The sequence below is a fragment of the Prauserella isguenensis genome (genome assembly GCF_014191605.1).
In the GTDB taxonomy this organism is placed as follows: domain Bacteria; phylum Actinomycetota; class Actinomycetes; order Mycobacteriales; family Pseudonocardiaceae; genus Prauserella; species Prauserella isguenensis.
Map to the genome: position 1 here is coordinate 1640276 of NZ_JACHWU010000001.1, position 16715 is coordinate 1656990.

General features: G+C 70.3%; 14 protein-coding genes and 1 riboswitch. Of the genes, 8 read left to right on the top strand and 6 right to left on the bottom strand.

Going from position 1 to position 16715, the window contains the following annotated elements; translation table 11 throughout:
- Window positions 1-13 precede the first annotated feature (13 nt).
- The 3 genes from FHS23_RS07620 to FHS23_RS07630 form a co-directional block, all read right to left on the bottom strand.
- On the bottom strand, window positions 14-781 hold the full coding sequence (locus FHS23_RS07620) for an ABC transporter permease (protein ID WP_183649935.1): 768 nt from the start codon (window positions 779-781) through the stop codon (window positions 14-16).
- Complete coding sequence (locus tag FHS23_RS07625) at window positions 771-1799, bottom strand: ATP-binding cassette domain-containing protein (protein ID WP_183651149.1); 1029 nt, start codon at window positions 1797-1799, stop codon at window positions 771-773. The genes FHS23_RS07620 and FHS23_RS07625 overlap by 11 nt, the downstream gene beginning before the upstream one ends.
- 241 nt (window positions 1800-2040) lie before the next feature.
- The gene (locus FHS23_RS07630) at window positions 2041-2655 is read right to left on the bottom strand and encodes a helix-turn-helix transcriptional regulator (protein ID WP_183651152.1); all 615 of its coding nucleotides are present in this window, start codon (window positions 2653-2655) and stop codon (window positions 2041-2043) included.
- A gap of 179 nt (window positions 2656-2834) precedes the next feature.
- Here FHS23_RS07630 and metG point away from each other — a divergent pair, with 179 nt between their 5' ends.
- From metG to FHS23_RS07670, 8 genes are all read left to right on the top strand, one after another.
- Window positions 2835-4628, top strand: a complete 1794-nt coding sequence (gene metG, locus FHS23_RS07635; protein ID WP_183649939.1) for a methionine--tRNA ligase — start codon at window positions 2835-2837, stop codon at window positions 4626-4628.
- A gap of 144 nt (window positions 4629-4772) precedes the next feature.
- Window positions 4773-5624, top strand: coding sequence for a TatD family hydrolase (locus FHS23_RS07640; RefSeq protein WP_343053709.1), 852 nt, complete (start codon window positions 4773-4775; stop codon window positions 5622-5624).
- A gap of 333 nt (window positions 5625-5957) precedes the next feature.
- A complete protein-coding gene (locus FHS23_RS07645; RefSeq protein ID WP_246381825.1) occupies window positions 5958-7328 on the top strand; it encodes a resuscitation-promoting factor in 1371 nt (456 codons plus the stop codon).
- Window positions 7329-7412: 84 nt separating this feature from the next.
- A complete protein-coding gene (rsmA, locus tag FHS23_RS07650) occupies window positions 7413-8282 on the top strand; it encodes a 16S rRNA (adenine(1518)-N(6)/adenine(1519)-N(6))-dimethyltransferase RsmA (protein WP_183649958.1) in 870 nt (289 codons plus the stop codon).
- A gap of 91 nt (window positions 8283-8373) precedes the next feature.
- A riboswitch (SAM riboswitch) is annotated at window positions 8374-8461 on the top strand.
- Between the two features lie 326 nt (window positions 8462-8787).
- On the top strand, window positions 8788-9798 hold the full coding sequence (locus FHS23_RS07655) for an ATP-binding cassette domain-containing protein (RefSeq protein WP_183649974.1): 1011 nt from the start codon (window positions 8788-8790) through the stop codon (window positions 9796-9798).
- A 203-nt stretch (window positions 9799-10001) separates the two neighbouring features.
- The gene (locus FHS23_RS07660) at window positions 10002-10994 is read left to right on the top strand and encodes a 4-(cytidine 5'-diphospho)-2-C-methyl-D-erythritol kinase (RefSeq protein WP_183649977.1); all 993 of its coding nucleotides are present in this window, start codon (window positions 10002-10004) and stop codon (window positions 10992-10994) included.
- A 197-nt stretch (window positions 10995-11191) separates the two neighbouring features.
- Entirely contained in the window at window positions 11192-12985 is a 1794-nt protein-coding gene (locus FHS23_RS07665; protein ID WP_183649980.1) for an ABC-F family ATP-binding cassette domain-containing protein, read from the top strand.
- A gap of 72 nt (window positions 12986-13057) precedes the next feature.
- On the top strand, window positions 13058-14737 hold the full coding sequence (locus FHS23_RS07670; protein ID WP_183649983.1) for a fatty acyl-AMP ligase: 1680 nt from the start codon (window positions 13058-13060) through the stop codon (window positions 14735-14737).
- Window positions 14738-14774: 37 nt separating this feature from the next.
- Here FHS23_RS07670 and FHS23_RS07675 read toward each other — a convergent pair whose 3' ends face one another.
- From FHS23_RS07675 to FHS23_RS07685, 3 genes are all read right to left on the bottom strand, one after another.
- On the bottom strand, window positions 14775-15164 hold the full coding sequence (locus FHS23_RS07675; RefSeq protein ID WP_183649986.1) for a DivIVA domain-containing protein: 390 nt from the start codon (window positions 15162-15164) through the stop codon (window positions 14775-14777).
- Window positions 15165-15385: 221 nt separating this feature from the next.
- Window positions 15386-15979 (bottom strand): aminoacyl-tRNA hydrolase, encoded by a 594-nt coding sequence (gene pth, locus FHS23_RS07680; protein WP_183649988.1) that lies wholly within the window; start codon window positions 15977-15979, stop codon window positions 15386-15388.
- A gap of 21 nt (window positions 15980-16000) precedes the next feature.
- The gene (locus FHS23_RS07685; protein WP_183649991.1) at window positions 16001-16645 is read right to left on the bottom strand and encodes a 50S ribosomal protein L25/general stress protein Ctc; all 645 of its coding nucleotides are present in this window, start codon (window positions 16643-16645) and stop codon (window positions 16001-16003) included.
- Between the last annotated feature and the right edge of the window lie 70 nt (window positions 16646-16715).

Genomic DNA, 16715 nt, shown 5'->3' on the forward strand with positions numbered 1-16715 from the left:
CACCCGCGGCGTGTCAGGCGTTCTCCCTCCGGAACGTCCGCGCGCCCCAGAACACGCACAGCGACATCAGCACGACGAGCACGATCGACCCGGTGAGCAGCGCGTCGACGGAGAAGTCGCCGCGGAATCCGGCACGGCCCGCATCGACGATGTGCGTGAACGGGTTGATCCGCGAGATCGCGTACAGCCAGTCAGGTGCGAGGCCGGTCGTGATCGGCACGAGGATCCCCGACAGCAGCAGCACCGGCATCATCACCGAGTTCACCAGTGCGGGGAACGCCTGCTCGTTGCGCAGCGTCAATGCGACGGCGTACGACGCGGAGGCCAACGTCACCGACAGCATCGCCACGATCAGCAGCGTCAGCAGGATCCCGCCGACCGGGGCCGACAGTCCGAACACGAGGAACGCCAGGATCGTGATGATGATCGCCTGCGCCACGGTGGTCAGGCCGTTCATCAGGACCTTGCCGAGCAGCAGTGCCACCCGGCTGGCGGGCGTGACGCGGAGCCGTTCGACCACGCCGTTGCGCAGGTCGGCCAGCAGCGAGAAGCCCGCCGTCGTCGCGCTGAACAGCGCGAGCTGAATGATCAGCGCAGGAGTGAGGATCGTCCAGCTGCTGCCGGGCGGGAAGCCGGGCGTGCTGGTCACGATCCGCTCCATCAGCGGTCCGAACAGCACCAGGTACAGCACCGGTTGCATCACGCCGATCGCCAGCCACGCGGGATTCCGCAGCAGCAGGGTCGCGTCGCGCCGGAAGATCAGCCAGGTGTCACGCAGCATGGGTCGGCACCTCGTTCCGCTCGCCGTCGTCGGCCGCCGCCTCGTCCGCCGAGTCCGCGTCGCCGCCGCTCCCGGAGTCGCGGAGGCTGCGGCCGGTGAGGGTCAGGAACACGTCGTCCAACGTCGGCCGCTGCACCTGCATCGACTGCATCGTCAGGTTCTCGGCGTCGAAGGCCCGCAGCAGCGCGGGCAGCGCCGTGTCGCCGCGCGGTACGCGGAACCGCACCTCGCCGGGCGCCGTCGTCAGCTCGTGGGCGCCCTCGACCCCGCCGACGATCTCCGCTGCCCTCGTCGTGACGTCGTCGTCGACACCGAGCACGACGCTGTCGCCGGACACCCGCGCCTTGAGCGCGTCCGGCGTGCCTTCGGCGACGATCTCGCCACCGTCGATGACGAGGATGCGGTCGCAGAGCGCGTCGGCCTCCTCCAGGTAGTGCGTCGTGAGGAAGAGGGTCACGCCCTGTTCGGAGCGCAGCGTGCGGATGTGTTCCCACAGGTTCGCCCGGCTCTGCGGGTCGAGTCCGGTCGTCGGTTCGTCGAAGAACACCAGCTTCGGCGAGTGGATCAGCCCGAGCGCGATGTCGAGCCTGCGCCGCTGGCCGCCGGAGAGCGTCTTCGTGAGCCGCTGGTCCAATCCGGACAGGTCGAGCTGTTCGGTCAGCTCCCTGCCCCGCGCGATCGCATCGGCCTTGCCGAGTCCGTAGAGCCTGCCCTGCAGCTCGATCTCCTCGGCGACCTTGCATTCGGGCCCGGTGCCGCCGCCCTGCGCGACGTAGCCGATGCGCCCCCGCACCCCGACCGGATCGGCGCGCAGGTCGCGTCCGGCCACCTGCGCTTCGCCCGCGGTGGGCGTGAGCAGGGTCGTGAGCATGCGCAACGTCGTCGTCTTGCCCGCACCGTTGGGCCCGAGGAAGCCGACGAGTTCGCCTTCGGCGACGTCGATGTCGACGCCTTTCACCGCGTCCACGGTGCGCCCGCGCGACGTGAACCGTCGCTGCAGGCCACGTGCCTTGATCAAGAAAACCCCCATCGAAAGAAAGCGGGTCCGCCGCCGTGTGTGGAGGCGGCGGACTACGTGGGCCGGCCGAGCGGCCGGCGATGCTTCAACTGTCCTCCCGCCTAGTCAAATTTGATTAGCAGGCAGAATCGGAGCTATCATGAGCGTGGCGCCCGGCGATGGGAGATGCGAAGAGTTTTCGCCCGGAGCGATACCGCTGAGAGCGAACGGCCCCCGTGGCCCGGCGTGCGGCGCCGCGGGTTCAGGACGTGGCGCTGGGCGCCGCGGAACCGAAATCGTGGCCGGCGTCGTCGGCCATCACGTACTCGCCCGCACGCAGCCGCGCGACGAGGTCCGAGGTCCAGGAGATGTCGGCGTCGCAGTGGGCGAGCCACAGCCGGTACAGCTCGTTGACGTGCGCAGGCTGTCCCCACTCGATGCCCTTGTCGAGGACGGCCGCGACGTTCCTGCGCTGACCGTCGAGCTGGACGAGGCGGTACTCGAGCAGATCGACCGCCAGCGCGCGCGGCAGTGCCGTGAGGAACACCAGCGCGGCCGAGAACTCGTAGGCGCCCCCGGCGGCTCCGTCGACATCGACGATGCGCTGTTGCAGCTCCTGCTGGAACGCGTCCTCGCCCGCACCGGTCAGCGTGTACGCGAGCCGATCGGGACCCTTCCCCTGCGGAGTCTCCACCTGCTCGAGCAGTCCTTCGAGAGCGAGGCGCTTGAGTGCGTGGTAGATCGACCCCGGCTGGACGTTGGCCCACTTGTCGGCCGACCACGACAGCAGCTCTCGTCGCACCTGGTAGCCGTGCGCGCCGCCCGTGGCGCCGTGCATTCGCACCACACCGAGCACGAGCAACCGCGTCGCCGACACCGCCTCCGGCCTCCGTCCCTGGTCGCGTAGCGAGAGGTGCCATCCTCCCACCCGCAGGAACGCTCACGTCGCCGAAGGTCGCTCCCAGAGGCGCGCTCGCCCCACGGTGTTGGCCCGCCCGCCGGCCCGGCCCCCGCCCCCCGACGTGGCGCTACGCGCCGCAGTGTTCAATTTCAAGTATGAGCACCTCTGTGTTGACCGCGGTGGCCTGGCCTTACGCCAACGGTCCCCGCCACATCGGTCATGTGTCCGGTTTCGGCGTCCCCTCCGACGTCTTCTCGCGTTATCAGCGAATGGCCGGCAACCGGGTGCTCATGGTCTCCGGCACCGACGAACACGGCACGCCCATCCTGGTGCAGTCCGACAAGGAAGGTCTCTCGCCGCAGGAGACCGCCGACAAGTACACCCGCCAGATCAGTCAGGACCTGCGCGGTCTCGGCCTTTCCTACGACCTGTTCACGCGCACCACCACCGGCAACCACGCCGAGGTGGTGCAGCAGATCTTCCTGGCGCTGCACCGCAACGGCTACGTCGTGCCGAGGACGACCACCGGCGCGGTCAGCCCGTCGACGGGCCGCACGCTGCCGGACCGCTACATCGAGGGCACCTGCCCACTCTGCGGCTACGACGGGGCGCGCGGCGACCAGTGCGACAACTGCGGCAACCAGCTCGACGCCGCCGAGCTGAAGAACCCGCGTTCCCGCATCAACGGTGAGAAGCCCGAGTTCGTCGAGACCGAGCACCTGTTCCTCGACCTGCCCGCCTTCACCGAATCGCTCGGCAACTGGCTCTCGACCAAGACCGACTGGCGCCCGAACGTTCTGAACTTCACCAAGAACCTCGTCGACGACATGCGCCCGCGGCCGATCACGCGGGACCTGGACTGGGGAGTGAAGGTACCGCTCGACGGGTGGCGCGACCAGCCGCTCAAGCGGTTCTACGTGTGGTTCGACGCGGTCATCGGCTACTTCTCCGCCAGCGTCGAATGGGCCCGCCGCAGCGGCGACCCGGACGCGTGGCAGCCGTTCTGGACGGACCCCGACGCGCAGTCCTTCTACTTCATGGGCAAGGACAACATCACGTTCCACGCCCAGCTGTGGCCCGCGTTCCTGCTCGGCCACAACGGCCAGGGCGACAAGGGCGGCGAGCCCGGTCCGTACGGCACGCTGAACCTGCCGGGCGAGATCGTCTCGAGCGAGTTCCTCACCATGAGCGGGTCGAAGTTCTCGACCTCGCGCGGCACTGTCATCTACGTCGAGGACTTTCTCCGCGAGTTCGGCCCCGACACGCTGCGCTACTTCATCAGCGTCGCCGGACCGGAAACGCAGGACACCGACTTCACGTGGGACGAGTTCGTCCGGCGCACCAACTTCGAGCTCGCCAACGAGTGGGGCAACCTCGTCAACCGGTCGATCTCGTTGGCACACAAGAACAACGGTGGCGTACCGGCGCCGACCGCGCCCGCGCCCGCCGACGAGGAACTCAAGGCGCTGTCCCGCGGGGCGTTCGAGACCGTGGGCACGCACCTGCGGCGCTCGCGGTTCAAGCAGGCGGCGGGCGAGGCGATGCGCGTCGTGTCCGCGGCCAACAAGTACCTGTCCGACCAGGAGCCGTGGAAACTGAAGGAGGACCCGGACCGGCGGGATGCGGTGTTGCACACGGCGCTGCAGGTCGTGTCCGACGCGAACGCGCTCCTGACGCCGTTCCTGCCGCACGCCGCGCAGAAGGTCCACGAGGCCCTCGGCGGCACGGGTGTGTGGGCGGCGCAGCCCGAGTGTCACGACGTCGAGGATCTCGACATCCCCGGTCGCACGAACCCGATCCTCACCGGGGACTACTCGAACGAGCAGGCGAAGTGGGAGTCGACGCCGGTCGAGGTCGGCCGTCCGCTCGAGAAGCCGTCGCCGCTGTTCGCCAAGCTCGACGCGTCGCTGGGCGAGACCGGTCCCGAGTGGGCGCCCATCCAGAGCTGAACCGACCGTGACGCCCCCAGGGCACCTTTGGGGCAGTCAACGCCCCGGATCTTCCCTTCGTTCGGCAGCGCACGCGAGGGGAGGAATGGGGGCGCTCAACGCCCCCCCATGGTGCCCTTGGGGGGAACCCAGCCGGGAGAAGACGTGAGCCGGAAGAGAGATCGTGACGCGCCGCCGCCGGTGCCGGAACGCCTGCCCTCGCCCGTGGTGGACGCGCACACCCATCTCGACGCCTGCGGCGACGGCACACCCGAGGCCGTGGCGGGGCTGCTCGACCGCGCGGGCCGGGCAGGCGTCGAACGGGTGGTCACCGTGGCCGACGACCTCGCCGCCGCCCGATGGGCCGCCGACGCGGCGACGTGGGACGAGCGTGTGTTCGCCGCCGTGGCGATCCACCCGACCCGCACCGCAGACTTCGGCGACGTCGAACGGGCCGAGATCGAACGTCTCGTGGCGGGAGACCGCGTCGTCGCGGTCGGTGAGACCGGTCTGGACTACTACTGGGACTACTCACCGCCGGACGCCCAGCAGGAGGCGTTCCGGTGGCACATCGACCTCGCCAAGCGGATCGGCAAGCCGCTGATGATCCACGACCGCGAGGCGCACGAGGACATCCTGCGCATCCTCGACGAGGAGGGCGCCCCGGACACCGTGGTGTTCCACTGCTTCTCGGGCGACGGCGACATGGCGCGCCGCTGTGTCGAAGCGGGCTACGTGTTGTCGTTCGCGGGCACCGTCACCTTCCGGAACGCCAAGGGTCTGCACGAGGCGGCGAAGCTCGTGCCCGCAGAGCAGTACCTGGTCGAGACCGATGCGCCGTTCCTCACCCCGCACCCCTACCGGGGACACCCGAACGAGCCGTACTGCGCGGCTTATACCCTTCACGGGCTCGCGGAGCTTCGCGGGGAGTCGGTCGACGTGGTCGCCGACGCCGTTCGGAGCAACGCCGAGCGGGTGTTCGGCCTCCCCTCGTCGCGGAGGGTCACCTCGGCGTGATCGCACTGCGACAACCATGGGGGTGCAACCGTCGATCGGCCCAGGTGACGAAGGTCACGGGATCGCGCGCCGTGTTTGCGCAACCCCTCGGCACCCGTTACGGTCCCGTGACCGTGCCGGTTGAGATCGACTGTCTCGATGCGGCACGCCCACAGTCACGTCGGTGTTCGTCGGGGACGGCATCGCCCGCCGGGGCCATGGCCTCGCGGGAATGTCAGGGGACGACGCTGGCTGCGGGAGTCCTGGCCATGCGTGAAAGGGATTGACCCTGTGACTGGTAGCTACGGGCGCGCAGACGCGAGCTCGTCGTCGGCTCCGGCCGGCTCGACGGCTCTGCTCGACCGACCGAGCGACCCAGAGTTCTCCTCCGACCCGCGGATCACGCGGGACGACATCCTCGCCGTGCTCGGCCCCGACGCCGACACACTCATGACCGAGGCCAATGTCGGAGTGGACGAGCTCATCCGGCTGATCAATGCCGAGACGACGATGCTCCCGCCGATCGTCGACACCCCGCCCGCGCCCGCCGCGGCCGCGGGTACGAGCGTCGAGGAGCCCGAGGACGGCCTCGCGAGCGCGGTCAAGACGTGGAAGAAGCGGTTCCTCAAGGGGTCGGTTCTCGCCATGCTCATCACGCTCACCGGTGGCGGTGCGGCGGCGCTCGCGATGAACAAGAGCGTCACACTCAACGTCGACGGCGAGGAGCAGACGGTCCGCAGCTTCGGCGACACCGTCGGCGAAGTGCTGGACGACGCGGACATCGACGTCGGCAAGCACGACGCGCTGTCCCCCTCGCCGCAGGCCGAGGTGGGTGACGGCGGTGTCATCACACTCGAGCGCGGTCGCCACATGACCGTGTCGGTCGACGGTGAGCAGCGTCAGGTGTGGGTCCGCGCGACCACCGTCGACGAGGCGCTCACCCAGCTCGGGATGCAGGACCTCAAGAACGAGGGCGCGAAGCTGTCCGCGCCGCTCGACAGCGAGGTGCCCCTGAAGGGCATGACGCTCGAGGTGCGGACGCAGAAGAGCGTCATGATCTTCGACGGCGGCAAGGAGCCCCGGGAGGTCACGACCCACGCCATCACCGCGGGCGACCTGATCGACGAGCTCGGCATGAAGCTCGGCCCGCAGGACCGCATCCAGAGCGGTAAGCAGATGAGCCTCGAGGACGGCGCAGAGGTCTACATCAGCCGCACCGGCGTCTCGGTGGTCAAGCAGAAGGAGACCATCGAGCCCGAGGTCCGCACCATCGAGGACCCCGAGCTGGAGCAGGGCAAGAAGGTCGTCGAGAAGCCCGGCAAGGCGGGCGAGGAGCTCGTCACCTACCGGGTCACCAAGGAGAACGGCGAGGAGATCGCCCGCGAGGAGGTCGACTCCAAGGTTCTCAAGGAGGCCAAGGACAAGGTCGTGCGCGTGGGCACCAAGGAGCCCCCGCAGCCGCAGATCACCGGCGGCGCCGTGTGGGACCGACTGGCTCAGTGCGAGTCCGGCGGCGACTGGTCCATCGACACCGGCAACGGCTACTACGGCGGCCTCCAGTTCGACAAGCAGACCTGGGACGCCTACGGCGGCGACCAGTACGCGGCCTACCCAGACGAGGCGAGCCGCGAGCAGCAGATCGCCATCGCCACCAAGGTGCGCGACGCCCGGGGTGGCAGCTACAGCGCCTGGCCTGCCTGCTCGTCGGAGCTCGGCCTCCCGTAACCGGTCGTCGAACGTCCGCACGTTTTCCCGCGGCCCGGTACCCCTTCGCAGGGTGCCGGGCCGCGTTGTGCTGAACTCATCGGTGTGACCGCTGAACCACCGGGGCTGCTCGGGCCCGCCGAGATCCGGCAGCTCGCCGAGGAGCTCGACGTCCGCCCGACCAAGAAGCTCGGCCAGAACTTCGTGCACGACGCCAACACGGTGCGCAGGATCGTCGAGCTGGCCGAGGTCGGTCTCGGCACCGACACCGACCCGCTCGTGCTCGAGGTGGGCCCCGGGCTGGGTTCGCTGACGCTCGGCCTCCTCGGTACCGGCGCGCGCGTGGTGGCGGTGGAGATCGACCCGGCGCTCGCGGGGCGGCTGGAACGCACGGTGGTGGCACACGCTCCCGACGCGGCGTCACGGCTGACGGTCGTCGCCGACGACGCTCTGCGCGTCGACAGCGGTCATGTCGGCGAGCCGGACGCGCTCGTCGCCAACCTGCCCTACAACGTCGCGGTTCCCGTGGTGCTCCACCTGCTCGCCGAACTGCCGTCCCTGCGGCGCGTCCTGGTGATGGTCCAGACCGAGGTGGCCGACCGCATGGCCGCGGGCCCGGGGGGCCGGGTCTACGGCGTGCCGAGCGTGAAGCTCGCCTGGTACGGCACGGTCCGCAAAGTGGCCGCCGTGCCGAGGTCGGTGTTCTGGCCGGTGCCGAACGTCGACTCGTCGCTCATCGCCTTCGACCGCGGTCCCGAGCGCACCGATGTGGACCGTGCCACGGTGTTCGCCGTCGTCGACGCCGCGTTCGCGCAGCGGCGGAAGACGTTGCGCGCGGCTCTCGCGTCGTGGGCGGGCTCGGCCGAGCGGGCGGGGGAGATCCTGACCGCCGCCGGGATCGATCCGCGGTCCAGGGGAGAACAGCTCGACATCGACCAGTACGTGGCTATCGCGAGGGCGGCCGCCACGATGTGATGCCGGCGTCGCCGTTCCTCGTGTCACCGTCGGTGTGATCTACGCCCGTCGGCTTGCCATCACGGCGATGTTTCCGGTCTACTATGTGGGAATTCCATCCCGAGCGACCGAGAGACCTGGCTCGTCGACGTCGCAGCAACCTCCCTCGAGGACGGTGCTACCGCCAGGAGCGATGGAGGAACGCGATGTATTTTTCCGAGCCGCTCACCCGGCGTCTGGTCGTTGATCACAGTCGGCGCACCGTGTCTGCGTGTCGTCGCTCCGCCGCCCTGGTCTGAGCGCTGAGCATCGCCCGCCTCGCGGGTGATCCCGCCCGCGGAACCGCCGAATCCGATTAGCGGGGCCGCGACCGGATCCGACTCGCCCGAGTGGTGAACCGGCCGACGAGCCGGACACCGCAGCGCGAGCTCAGCGCCGCCGTCCGACCCGATCTTCCGCCGTTTCCCTCCCGGCCCCGGTCCGTGACCGCGCGGCCGGTGAGCCACCGAGCTGTCTTGGAGCTGCTGTGATCACCGTCGAGAACGTCAGCAAGTCGTTCCGCACCACCGAATCGGATGCCCCCGTGCAGGCACTGCACGACGTCAACCTGGACGTCGAAGCGGGCGCGCTGTTCGGCGTCGTCGGCGAGGAGGGCGCGGGCAAGTCGACGCTGGCGCGCTGCGTCGCGCTGCGGGAGCGGCCCGACCGCGGCTCCGTCCGCTACGACGGGCTGAACACGACCACCCTCGACGGACGCAAGCTGCGCGAGGCGCAGAGCCAGGTCGCCGTGGTCGACTCGCGGCTGCGGCCGGAACGGACCGTCGCCGGGAACATCGCCGCCCCGCTCGAACGGGTGGGCGTCGACGGCACGCGCAGGAGGCAGCGCGTCGCCACGCTGCTGGATGTCATCGGCCTGAGCCGTGCCGCAGCGCAGGTTCCCGCCGACCTGACGCCGGGGCAGCAGCGCCGGGTGTCGGTGGCGCGAGCACTCGCGGGCGGGCCCGCATTGCTGCTCGCCGACGACCCGACGTCCGGCGTCGACGCCGACGAGAGCGGCGCGGTGCTGTCGGTGCTCGACCGTGCGCGCGCGGAACTGGGCGCCACCGTGCTGTTGACGACGTCGGACGCCGGGGTGGCTGGTCGCGTGTGCGACGACGTGGCGCTGCTCGACCACGGCTCGGTCGTCGAGAGCGGCAACCTGCTGACGCTGGCGGGCACGCGCGGCAGCCGGATCGCCGACGAACTGCTCCCGTCGGTGGAGACGTCCCCGTCCGAGGCGGCGCGGTTCGACGTGGTGGTCGACGTCGTGCTCGTCGGCTTCGCCTCGGTCGGTGCGCTCCTGCCGGAGGCGGGCAGCCGCTTCGGCGTCGAGATCGCGACGATCGGCGGCGGCCTGACGCGGTTCGGGGACACGCCGGTGGCGCGATTCCGCATCGGCCTGCGGGGGCAGCGGGCCGATGCGGCGTTGGCGTGGATGGCCGAGCGCGGCGCCCACGTCACGCACACCCTCTGCGGTCTGCGCACCGTCGCCGCCTGACCCCGGGTCCCGGGGCGCGTGTTCTGCATTCGGTACGCCGTGGTCTGCACTCGGACGAAACGGCGTTCTCATGGCGATACCGCGCCGTCTCGTTCCTGACCGCTGGCGGTGTCGTTCGTGCGTGGGAGCGCCGGGCAGGCCGGCTCGACGCGCTGACACGCGGCTGCGGCTGTGGTCGTGGGGGAGCCAAGTACCCTGGGTATGTGCTTGCCGTCGTACCGACCCCCGTGACCGTCACGGTGCCGTCCAAGATCAACGTGCACCTGGCGGTGGGGCCCGCGCGCGACGACGGGTATCACGAGCTGACGACCGTGTTCCAGGCGTTGTCGTTGACCGACACCGTGACCGTGTCGGCGGCGGAGGAGTCGTCGCTGCACGTGGTCGGCGAGGGCGAGAAGATCGTGCCCCGCGACGAGAGCAACCTGGCGTGGCGCGCGATCGACGTCCTCGCGGAGCACCTGGACACGACCCCGGCGGAGCTGGGCCCGGTGCGGATCGCGCTGGAGAAGGGCATCCCGGTCGCCGGCGGTATGGCGGGCGGGAGCGCCGACGCCGCGGGGACGCTCCTCGCTCTGTCGACACTGTGGAAGCTCGATCTCTCGCGCGACGAGCTCACGCGGCTGGCGGCCAAACTCGGCAGCGACGTACCGTTCTCCCTGCTCGGTGGCACCGCGCTCGGCACGGGCCGCGGCGAGGAGCTGCTGCCGGTTCTGACGCGGCACACGTTCCACTGGGTGCTCGCGTTCGCGCAGCGCGGCCTGTCGACGCCGCGGGTGTACAAGGAGCTGGACCGGCTGCGCGACGTCGGTGAGCCGCCGCCCGCCGTCGACGACCACGACGTCGTCATCGAGGCGCTGGCCTCGGGTGATCCGCATCGCCTGGCCGAACTGATCGGCAACGACCTGCAGATCGCGGCGGTGTCGCTGCGGCCGAACCTGCGGCGGACGCTGCGGGCCGGTGTCGAGGCGGGGGCCCTCGCGGGCTTGGTGTCCGGCTCCGGTCCGACGTGCGCGTTCCTGTGCGAGGACGCCGAGTCCGCGGTGCAGGTGTCGGCGCGGTTGTCCGGTGCGGGGGTGTGCCGCACGGTGCGCGTCGCGAGCGGTCCGGTGCCAGGGGCGCGGGTGGTCGAACCGGACGGCGGCCCGTCGGGCGGCGAGCCGCCGTGGGGCCCGAACCCGCCGCAGGCGCACGCATGACCTACGCCGAGCCTCGGGTCCCGCCGGACCCGCTGGGCTCGGTCCCGCCGAGGTCCTCGGTGAGTTCCCACCCGGGAAACCGCGCGTGGACCTGCGGGAGCACCTGCCGGTGACGGCAGGCCGCACTGTCACCATCGACCACGTGACCCGCGTGGTCGTACAGCGTTTCCGCATCGCGTGAGAGGTTTGTCTGACGCATGGCCAACCTGGTCAATCTCGAATCGGTGAGCAAGTCCTACGGCGTCCGGCCGCTGCTGGACGAGGTGTCCCTCGGCATCGGCGAAGGGCAGCGCATCGGCGTCGTCGGGCTCAACGGCGGCGGCAAGACGACGCTGCTCGAGGTGCTCTCCGGCATCACCGACCCCGACTCCGGGCGGGTGAGCCGCCTGCGTGACCTGCGCTTGGGCGTCGTCACGCAGCGCACCGACCTGCCCGAGGGCAGTACCGTCGGTGACGTCGTGCTGGCGGGCTTCGACGCCGAGCACGAGTGGGCCGCCGACGCGCGGGTGCGGTCCATCGTCGACGGGCTCGGCATCGGGGCCATCGGCCTCGACACGGCGACGGCCAACCTCTCCGGTGGTGAACGCCGCCGGGTCGCACTGGCTGCCACGCTCGTCGGCGAGCTCGACCTGATCGTCCTCGACGAGCCGACCAACCACCTCGACGTCGAAGGTGTCCGCTGGCTCGCCGACCACCTGCTCGCGAGGAAGTCCTCGCTCGTGGTCGTCACGCACGACCGCTGGTTCCTCGACACCGTGTGCGGCCGGACGTGGGAGGTCACGTCGGGCCGGGTCGAGCAGTACGAGGGCGGCTACGCGGACTGGGTGTACGCCCGCGCCGAACGCGCCCGGCTGGCCCAGGCCGCCGAGGAGAAACGGCAGAACCTGGCCCGCAAGGAACTCGCGTGGTTGCAGCGCGGTGCGAAGGCGCGCACCTCGAAGCCGAAGTTCCGAATCGAGGCGGCCGAGGCGCTGATCGCCGATGTCCCGCCGCCGCGCGACACCGTCGAGTTGATGAGCTTCGCCAAGCGGCGACTCGGCAAGACCGTGCTGGAGCTGGAGGACGTGTCGCTGAGTGTCGGCGACCGGACGCTGCTCGACCACGTCACGTGGCGGATCGGCCCCGGCGACCGGATCGGTCTCGTCGGCGTCAACGGTTCCGGCAAGACGAGTCTGCTCAAGCTGCTCGCCGGGGAACGCGAACCCGAGACCGGCAGGCGCATCGAGGGCAAGACCGTCCACCTGGCGCACCTGAAGCAGGAGCTCGACGACCTGCCTGCCGACCTGCGGGTGCTGCAGGCCGTCGAGCGTGTCGCCGCGCGGGTGCAGTTCGGCAAGCACGAGCTGTCCGCGTCGCAGTTGGCCGAGAAGCTGGGTTTCCCGCCGAAACGACAGTGGACACCCGTCGGCGACCTGTCCGGCGGTGAGCGCCGCAGGCTGCAACTGGTGCGGCTACTCATGGCGGAGCCGAACGTGCTGCTGCTCGACGAGCCCACGAACGACCTGGACATCGATACGCTGCAGCAGCTCGAGGACCTGCTCGACGGCTGGCCGGGCACGCTGATCGTCGTCTCGCACGACCGGTATCTGACCGAGCGGGTGTGCGACGACGTCGTCGCGCTCTTCGGCGACGGCGCGATCACCGACCTGCCCGGTGGCATCGACGAGTACCTGCAGCGCAGGCAGACCATCGCGGACCGGCCCGCGGCCGCCGCACCCGCCGCGGACGGTGCGGCGACGCAGGCGAGCACCGGGCAGAGCGCGCCGAAGCTGTCCAACGCGGAGTGGCGGGCCATCACCAAGGAACTCGGCAAACTGGAGCGCAAGCTCGACGCGCTCGGCGAGAAGGAGTCGAAGCTGCACGCGGCGCTCGCGGACGCGGCGACCGAACCGGACCGGCTGATGGAACTGAACAACGAGCTGAAGGCGTTGCAGGCCGAGAAGGACGAGCTCGAACAGCGCTGGCTGGAGGCGTCCGAGGCGGTGGAGTGACGCCGTCGTCCGCCCGATTCGCCGCGTGGCCGATCGCCGCAGCGGTGTGACCCGCGGTTACAGTCATGTGTCATGAGCCGGTTCGTGGACACGATGGTCGCCACCGCACAGGCGGGCGGCACGCAGCGGGGGATGGTCACGGGTGAGCCTTCGGAGCCCGTGCGCAGGACGTGGAGGGACGTGCACGAACGTGCTCGGCACCTCGCGGGTGGTCTGGCAGGGGACGGGTTCGAGCCCGGCGGCGCCGTGGCCGTCCTCGCCGCAGCACCGGAGCTGATCGCACCGACCGTGCAGGGCGTGTGGCTTGCCGGTGGCAGCGTGACGATGCTGCACCAGCCGACGCCCCGGACCGATCTCGCGCACTGGGCGGCCGACACGCTGCAGGTGCTGCGGATGATCGGGTCGGACCTGGTGCTGCTCGGCGAGCCGTTCGGCCAGCTGGCGCCGGTGCTGGAGGAGAACGGTATCCAGTACCGCACCATCGAGACGTTGCTCGACGCCGAGCCGATCGCTGAGCCGGTGCCGACCGCGGAGGACGCCCTGGCGCTGTTGCAGCTCACCAGTGGTTCGACCGCCGAGCCCAAGGCCGTGCGGATCACCCACGGCAATCTCTACAGCAACATCAGCGCCATGGCACGGCGTTCCGAACTGGACCCGGCGAGCGACGTGATGGTGTCGTGGCTGCCGACGTTCCACGACATGGGCATGGTCGGCTTCCTGACCGTTCCCATGACCTTCGGTGTCGAGCTGGTCAAGGTCACGCCGGTCGAGTTCCTGAGCTCGCCGCTGCTGTGGCCGGACCTGATCTCCCGGTACGGCGGGACGATCACCGCCGCGCCGAACTTCGCCTACGCCGTCGTGGGCCGCAGGCTCGCCCGGGTCGACGACGGCGATGCCTACGACCTGTCGAAGCTGCGCATCGCGCTCAACGGCGCCGAGCCGATCGACGAGGCCGCGGTGGCGGCGTTCACCGATGCGGGCGGCCGGTTCGGCATGCCCGCCGAATGCGTGTTCCCCGCGTACGGGCTGGCCGAGGCCACGCTCGCCGTGTCGTTCGCGCCGCTGTCGACGGGGTTGACGGTCGACGTCGTCGAGGCCGGGCCGTTGGAGGCGGAGAACCGTGCCGTAGCGGTGCCGGAGGGCGACGTGCGACGTGGCACCGAGCAGGTCCGCGGGTTCGCCGTGCTGGGCAGGCCGCTCGACGGCATCGAGGCGCAGATCGCCGGTGACGACGAGGTGCTCGGCGAACGCGAGGTCGGCGAGATCCGCCTGCGCGGCGAGGCGATCACGCCGGGATACCTGACGGTCGACGGGCCGGTCGAAACGCAGGACGCCGAGGGCTGGTTCGCCACCGGCGACATCGGATACCTGGTCGACGGGCAGATCGTCATCTGCGGCCGCAGCAAGGACGTCATCATCCTGGGTGGTCGCAACGTCTACCCGACCGACGTCGAGCGGGCGGCGAGCGAGGTGGACGGCGTCCGGGCGGGCAACGCCGTGGCCGTGCGGATCGACGCGGGCACCCGCCGCGAACGGTTCGCCGTCGTGCTGGAGTCCAAGGCCGCCGGTGATGAGGCCGAGGAGTCGCGCATCGTCAAGGAGGTCACGGCGCGCGTGCGCGACGCCGTGGACGCGCGGCCCTACGCGGTGGTCGTGCTGCCGACGGGCAGCCTGCCGAAGACGCCGTCCGGCAAGGTGCAGCGTGGCGCGACCGCGGAGCAGTACCGCGACAGGATGGACGCCGGCGCCTGATCGGCAGCCCGATCAGGCGCCGGGCGGGCCGTGGGGATCAGCCGTCCCGGGAGCGTTCCGGCGTCTGATCGGCTGGGGGAAGGTGCACGACAGGGATGTCGGCCGTGGGAACGTCGGTGACCGTGGGCGACTCGGTGCGGGCGGAGGGCACGTGGTGTGCCCCGGCGGCGCCGGTGCGTGCCAGTAGCGTGTCCTCCACGGCGTCGAGGAACTCGTCGACGCTCTTCTCGTCGTACCCGCGCCTGCCGATCGGCGGCCGTCCGAACTGGATGTGGTGCACCTCGGCCGCCGTCAGGTCGTCCTGGTCGGACAGGGTTGCCGTGATCCGGTCGAGCAGCGCGTCGACCTCGCGCTTGGCGTACCCGCGCCTGCCGAAACCGGAATCGGGGAAGGCGACGGTGCGCGCCTCGTCTGCCGTGATCGCCATGACCTGCACCTCCACGTCGGGTCACTCGCGGCTCTCTGTGATAGCCGCGGTGGTGAGACGTCCGGAAGAGCGCAGCTATGATGCGACTCGTTCAGGGGTACGGGAAGACCCTGTCGGGCTAGCTTGCGTGTCCGATGTGACTCTCCGTGCCTGCGCCGGCCGGGGGTGGCCTGCGGCGCCCGCGCCGGATGCTCGGCTCGGGGGCCGCTCGAGGAGTCCTGTCAGGAACCGTGGAAGGCGTTCTGGGCCGCCGTCAGCCCCCGGGCGAGGAGTTCCTCGACGGCGTCGGCGCAGCGATCCACAGTGAGCGGCAGCTCGCGGCGCTCGGTCGTCGAAAAGTCCTTGAGCACGAAATCCGCGGCGTCCATCCTGCCCGGCGGCCTGCCGACGCCGAACCGCACGCGGAAGTAATCCTTGGTGCCGAAGGACTTCGTGACGGAACGCAGTCCATTGTGTCCGTTGTCGCCGCCGCCGAGCTTCAGGCGCAGCGACCCGTAGTCGACGTCGAGCTCGTCGTGGATCACGACCAGGCCGCTCGCGTCGATCTTGTAGAAACGGGCGGTGCCCACGAGCGGGCCGCCGGAGAGGTTCATGTACGAGCGAGGCTTCGCCAGCACCACTTTGCGCCCGCCGAGACGTCCTTCGAGGACCTCGGCACCACCCTTGTGCGCCTTGAACTTCCCGCCGACGCGGGAGGCCAACTCGTCGAGGACCATGAAGCCCACGTTGTGCCGGTTGCCGGCGTAACGGGGCCCGGGATTACCGAGGCCGGCGAGCAGCACCTGCTCGCCGGCCCCGGGAAGATCGTTCGTCATGTTCGACGACAGGAGTGGGTGTCAGCTCTCCGAGTTGCCGCCCTCGTCGTCGGAGGGCTCCTCGGTCACACCGGCTCCCTCGGCGTCGACGTCGGCTTCCATGGCCTCCTCGGTCGGCGCCTCGTTCACCGCGACGACCAGCGTTTCCGGGTCGGTCACCAGCTCGGCGCCACGGGGCAGCGTGACGTCCGAGGCGTGCACCGTGTGACCCGCCTCGACACCGTCGATGTCGACGTCGAACTGCTCCGGGATGTGCAGCGCCTCGACCTCGATCTGGATGGTGTCGACGTCCTGGTTGACCAGGGTGCCGGGGGCGGCGGTGCCGTTCAGGACGATCGGCACGTCGACCGTGACCTTCTCGCCGCGGCGCACGACGAGGAGGTCGACGTGCTCGATGTAGTTCTTGAGCGGGTGGACCGTGATGGTCTTGGTCAGCGCCAGCTCGGTCTTCTTGTTGTTCGAGCCGTCGACGTCGAGGGTCAGGACGGCGTTCTGGCCGTTCTCACGCACGACGCGGGCGAAGTCGACCGCGGGCAGCGCGAGGTGCCGCGGGTCCTCGCCGTGGCCGTACAGCACCGCGGGGATCTTGCCGGCACGGCGGGTGCGGCGAGCCGCTCCCTTGCCGAACTCGTTACGGGGTTCGACGGTCAGGCGTACCTCGGACACGGTGATGCACTCCTCGCGGTGGGGCCCTGGTGGGTGGGGCTTACTTGCTTGGGCTTACTGGGGCGTTGTC

What these genes read in the sequence shown, in the direction of transcription:
- FHS23_RS07675 (WP_183649986.1), bottom strand. Translation starts at nt 15,164, where the DNA reads ATGGCGATCACGGCAGACGAGGCGCGCACCGTCGCCTTCCCCGATTCC.
- FHS23_RS07665 (WP_183649980.1), top strand. Translation starts at nt 11,192, where the DNA reads ATGGCCAACCTGGTCAATCTCGAATCGGTGAGCAAGTCCTACGGCGTC.
- FHS23_RS07620 (WP_183649935.1), bottom strand. Translation starts at nt 781, where the DNA reads ATGCTGCGTGACACCTGGCTGATCTTCCGGCGCGACGCGACCCTGCTG.
- pth (WP_183649988.1), bottom strand. Translation starts at nt 15,979, where the DNA reads ATGACGAACGATCTTCCCGGGGCCGGCGAGCAGGTGCTGCTCGCCGGC.
- FHS23_RS07670 (WP_183649983.1), top strand. Translation starts at nt 13,058, where the DNA reads ATGAGCCGGTTCGTGGACACGATGGTCGCCACCGCACAGGCGGGCGGC.
- metG (WP_183649939.1), top strand. Translation starts at nt 2,835, where the DNA reads ATGAGCACCTCTGTGTTGACCGCGGTGGCCTGGCCTTACGCCAACGGT.